This is a genomic window from Microbacterium sp., assembly GCF_035554235.1.
Lineage (GTDB): Bacteria > Actinomycetota > Actinomycetes > Actinomycetales > Microbacteriaceae > Microbacterium.
Genome location: NZ_DATMIO010000085.1, coordinates 1 through 3,881 on the forward strand (window position 1 = coordinate 1; position 3,881 = coordinate 3,881).

Consider the following 3,881-nt stretch of genomic DNA (forward strand, 5'->3'; position numbering starts at 1 on the left):
GCTGTGGCGGTGCCGAGGATCACGGCACCGAACACGAGACCCGCCCACCACGGCAGGCCGAGCATGAACAGCGCAAGCAGCACACCGGCCACGAGCGCGGCGAGCGTAGATCCCGCGAAGCCCTCCCATGTCTTCTTCGGGCTGATCTTCGTCGCCATGGGGTGCTTGCCGAACGCGAGGCCCGAGGCGTAGGCACCGGTGTCGGATGCGACGACGACGATGATGAACGCGAGCACCCACCATTGCCCCTCGGGCTGGCGGACGAGCACCACCCCGAGGCTCGCGAGGAAAGGCACGTACACCTGCAGCAGCCCGCCGGCGAGGATGTCGCTCAGCACATCGCCGTAGATGCGGCCGTCCTGGGCGATCATCTGCGCGAGCACGCGCCACACGACCACGAACGCCACGGCCGCGAAGAGGAGGACCCAGTGCAGCCACAGGTCGATGAAATAGGCCGAAAGCACGAGGGCCGAGCCCACGACCAGCTGCGGCACGAGGTCGACCTTGCGACCGCTGACCTGCAGAGCCCGGGTGAGTTCGAACGTGACGAGCACGCTGGCCGCGAGGGCGAAGAGCACGAACAGCCACGTGAAGAAGATCAGCGAGAGGATGAGGGCGGCGCCGAGCGCGAGGGCTATGACGATCGCCAGGATGAGGTCCCGGCCGGTGCGCTCCTTGATGCGCTCGTTGGCCTCGTCGAATTGGTCGCGGGCGTGCGCGACCTGGTTCTCGAGCTCGCTGCGGGCCGCGCGGAACTGCGCCTGCATCGCTTCCGGACCGCGCGCTTGCGCGGCCTGACGACGGGTCAGGGGCGGAGTGTCGGGAGTCAGCGGAGTGTCGGAAGTCAGCGGGTCGCCGTCTGGAACGTCGCTCATAGGGGCGGACCTCACACTTCGAGGAGCTCGGTCTCTTTGCGCTTGAGTGCGTCATCGATCGCGTCGACATGGGCTCGGGTCAGAGCGTCCAATTCCTTCTCCCCGCGGGAGATGGCGTCCTCGCCCACGTCGTCCTTGAGCACGTCGAGATCGTCCTTCGCCTTGCGACGGATGCCGCGCACGTGCACCTTCGCGTCCTCGCCCTTGGACCGCACGATCTTGACGAACTCCTTGCGTCGCTCCTCCGTCAGCTCGGGAAGCGTGACCCGCACGAGGCTCCCGTCATTGGTGGGGTTCGCGCCCAGGTTCGGGGTGTCCCGGATGGCCTGCTCGATGGCCTTGAGGGCGGATTTGTCGTAGGGCGTCACGACGATCGTGCGCGCCTCGACGTTGTTGAGCGACGCGAGCTGCGCGAGCGGAGTCGGAGTGCCGTAGTAGTCCACGAGGATCTTCTGGAACAGCTGCGGGTTGGCGCGACCCGTGCGCACACTCGCGAAGTCCTCCTTCGCGGCCTCGACAGCACGATCCATGCGGGTTGCGGCATCCGTCAAGACGTCCGTGATCACGGTCACTCCATTCGATAAAGCTTGTGGGTCAGTCTACCGGGGCGGGGTTGCCGTCACGGGGATCACACGGTGACGAGCGTGCCGATCGCGTCGCCCAGGAGCGCCCGGGTCACGTTGCCCGTGGGCTCCATCCCGAACACGCGCATGTCCATGCCGTTGTCCATGCAGAGACTGAACGCCGTCGAATCCACGACCTTGAGGCCGCGCTGGAGAGCGTCGATGTAGGTGATGCGGTCGATGCGGGTCGCGGCTGGATCCTTGTGCGGGTCGGCGGTGTAGACGCCGTCGACCCCGTTCTTCGCGACGAGCACCTCGGAGGCGCCGATCTCGAGGGCGCGCTGCGCCGCGACGGTATCGGTGGAGAAGTACGGAAGGCCGGCGCCCGCGCCGAAGATCACGACGCGACCCTTCTCCATGTGCCGCTCCGCGCGCCGCGGGATGTAGGGCTCGGCGACCTGCGTCATCGCGATCGCGGACTGCACGCGCGTCGCCGCCCCGGCCTGTTCGAGGAAGTCCTGCAGGGCAAGGGCGTTCATGACGGTGCCCAGCATGCCCATGTAGTCGGCGCGGCCGCGGTCCATCCCGCGCTGGCTGAGTTCCGCGCCGCGGAAGAAGTTGCCGCCGCCGACGACCACCGCGATCTCGACGCGGTCCACGGCCGCGGCGATCTCCCGCGCGATCTGGCTGACGACATCCGGGTTGACACCCAGCTGCCCGCCGCCGAACGCCTCCCCCGAGAGCTTCAGAACTACACGCCGGCGTCCGGTCGTCTCATCGATCACGTGTCATCCAATCGTCAGGGTTCAAACTACCGGGGTGGGCGCCGCTCGCGAAAAAGGGCCCGCATCGCGCTGAGCGATGCGGGCCCTTCAGCGTTGCTAGGCGCCGACCTTGAAGCGCGCGAAGTCCGTGACGGTGATCCCGGCGTTGTCCGCGACCTTCGCGACCGACAGCTTGTTGTCCTTGGCGTAGTCCTGGTCGAGCAGGGCGACCTGCTTGAAGAAGGCGTTCACCCGTCCCTCGACGATCTTCGGCAGGGCGGCCTCGGGCTTGCCCTCGTTGCGCGAGATCTCGGTCACGATCTCCCGCTCCTTGTCGACCTCGGCCGCGGGAACGTCGTCCCGCGAGAGGTAGGTCGGGTTGGCGAACGAGATGTGCTGGGCGATGCTTCGCGCCGTTTCGGCGTCCGTCCCCGAGTAGGCCACCACGACGCCGATCTGCGGCGGCAGGTCCTTGCTGGTCTTGTGCAGGTAGATCTCGAACGCGTCGCCCTTGAGGGTGCGGACGCGGCGGAGCTCGACCTTCTCGCCGATGATGGCGGCCTCGTCGGAGATGAGTGTCTCGACGGTGCCGGCGCCGGCGGGAGCGGCAAGAGCCGTCTCGGCGGAATCGGCCGACACAGCGGCTGCGGCATCCGCCACCTTGTCGGCGAGTGCGATGAAACGCTCGTTCTTGGCGACGAAGTCGGTCTCGCACGCCAGTTCGACGAGCGTGACCCGGCCGTCCTGCTCGCGGGCGACGATGAGACCCTCGCTCGTGGAGCGGTCAGCGCGCTTGGCGTTGCCTTTCGCGCCCTTCAGACGCAGGATCTCGACGGCCTTCTCGACGTCGCCGTCGGCCTCCTCGAGAGCCTTCTTGGTGTCGACCATGCCGGTGCCCAGCTGCTCGCGCAGGGCCTTGATGTCGGCGATCGTGAAGTTTGCCATTGTGCGGTGAATCCTTCAGTTCGGGTGTGTGCGTCTTGCTCGGCTGCTGCTGCGTCGCGCCGGTGCTACTTCGAGGCCTCGGCCGCGGCTTCCTCGGCCACCGCCTCACCGGCGGCGTCAGCGATCGTCTCCGTGAGCGGCTCGGGCTCGGCGGGCTGCTCGGCCTCGACGGGCTCCGCCTCGAGGGTCTGCTCGGCCTCGGGGGCCTGCTCCGCCTCGACGACCTCGGCAAGATCAGCCGCGGCGATCGCCTCGTCCGCGACCTTCTCGGTCTCGGCGGAGGACTGCTCGGGGGCGCCCTGCTCGAGGAGCTCGCGCTCCCAGTCGGCCAGTGGCTCGTGCCTTAACCAATTGTGCCATGTGCGACACTACTGCCCAAGTCATACGCTATATGATGAGCTTAGGAACCGTGGGGACGTGCACTTGTTCAACTTGAACAACTTAACTAGTAGGATGAGCAAAGGCTATGCCAAGCCTTGCGCCTTGAAAACGTGCATTGAGACTTGTGGGACAATCATGCTTTATCAAGCATTGGACAGTGGGACCGTGCATGCTTTATCAAGCATTTTTCGTACGACACCTATGGCTATACCAAGTTCTCATCTTTGTGGGGACATCGACCAACTATTCCTTCTCCCAAGCCACGGGACGAAGGATCGAGTGTCAACTTTGAAAGCATACCGTGCAACATTTTTAAGCCATTTGTGAGACCTTTCCATATTCTAACTCAATCC

The 3,881-nt window shown here is 65.7% G+C and carries 5 protein-coding genes; 1 reads left to right on the top strand and 4 read right to left on the bottom strand.

Annotated features, from left to right (window positions below; genetic code table 11):
- The 4 genes from VNT50_RS04200 to tsf form a co-directional block, all read right to left on the bottom strand.
- On the bottom strand, positions 1-875 hold an 875-nt coding region (locus VNT50_RS04200), incomplete at its 3' end, for a phosphatidate cytidylyltransferase (protein ID WP_325483848.1).
- An 11-nt stretch (positions 876-886) separates the two neighbouring features.
- Positions 887-1,441 (bottom strand): ribosome recycling factor, encoded by a 555-nt coding sequence (frr, locus tag VNT50_RS04205; protein WP_325483849.1) that lies wholly within the window; start codon positions 1,439-1,441, stop codon positions 887-889.
- Between the two features lie 62 nt (positions 1,442-1,503).
- Positions 1,504-2,223 (bottom strand): UMP kinase, encoded by a 720-nt coding sequence (gene pyrH, locus VNT50_RS04210; protein WP_325483850.1) that lies wholly within the window; start codon positions 2,221-2,223, stop codon positions 1,504-1,506.
- Between the two features lie 96 nt (positions 2,224-2,319).
- A complete protein-coding gene (tsf, locus tag VNT50_RS04215) occupies positions 2,320-3,147 on the bottom strand; it encodes a translation elongation factor Ts (RefSeq protein ID WP_325483851.1) in 828 nt (275 codons plus the stop codon).
- Positions 3,148-3,209: 62 nt separating this feature from the next.
- On the opposite strand from tsf, the gene VNT50_RS04220 reads away from it, so the two are divergent.
- The gene (locus tag VNT50_RS04220; RefSeq protein ID WP_325483852.1) at positions 3,210-3,494 is read left to right on the top strand and encodes a hypothetical protein; all 285 of its coding nucleotides are present in this window, start codon (positions 3,210-3,212) and stop codon (positions 3,492-3,494) included.
- Positions 3,495-3,881: the final 387 nt, after the last annotated feature.

Excerpts from the sequence above, each read along its gene's own strand:
- tsf (WP_325483851.1), bottom strand. The coding sequence starts at position 3,147 with ATGGCAAACTTCACGATCGCCGACATCAAGGCCCTGCGCGAGCAGCTG.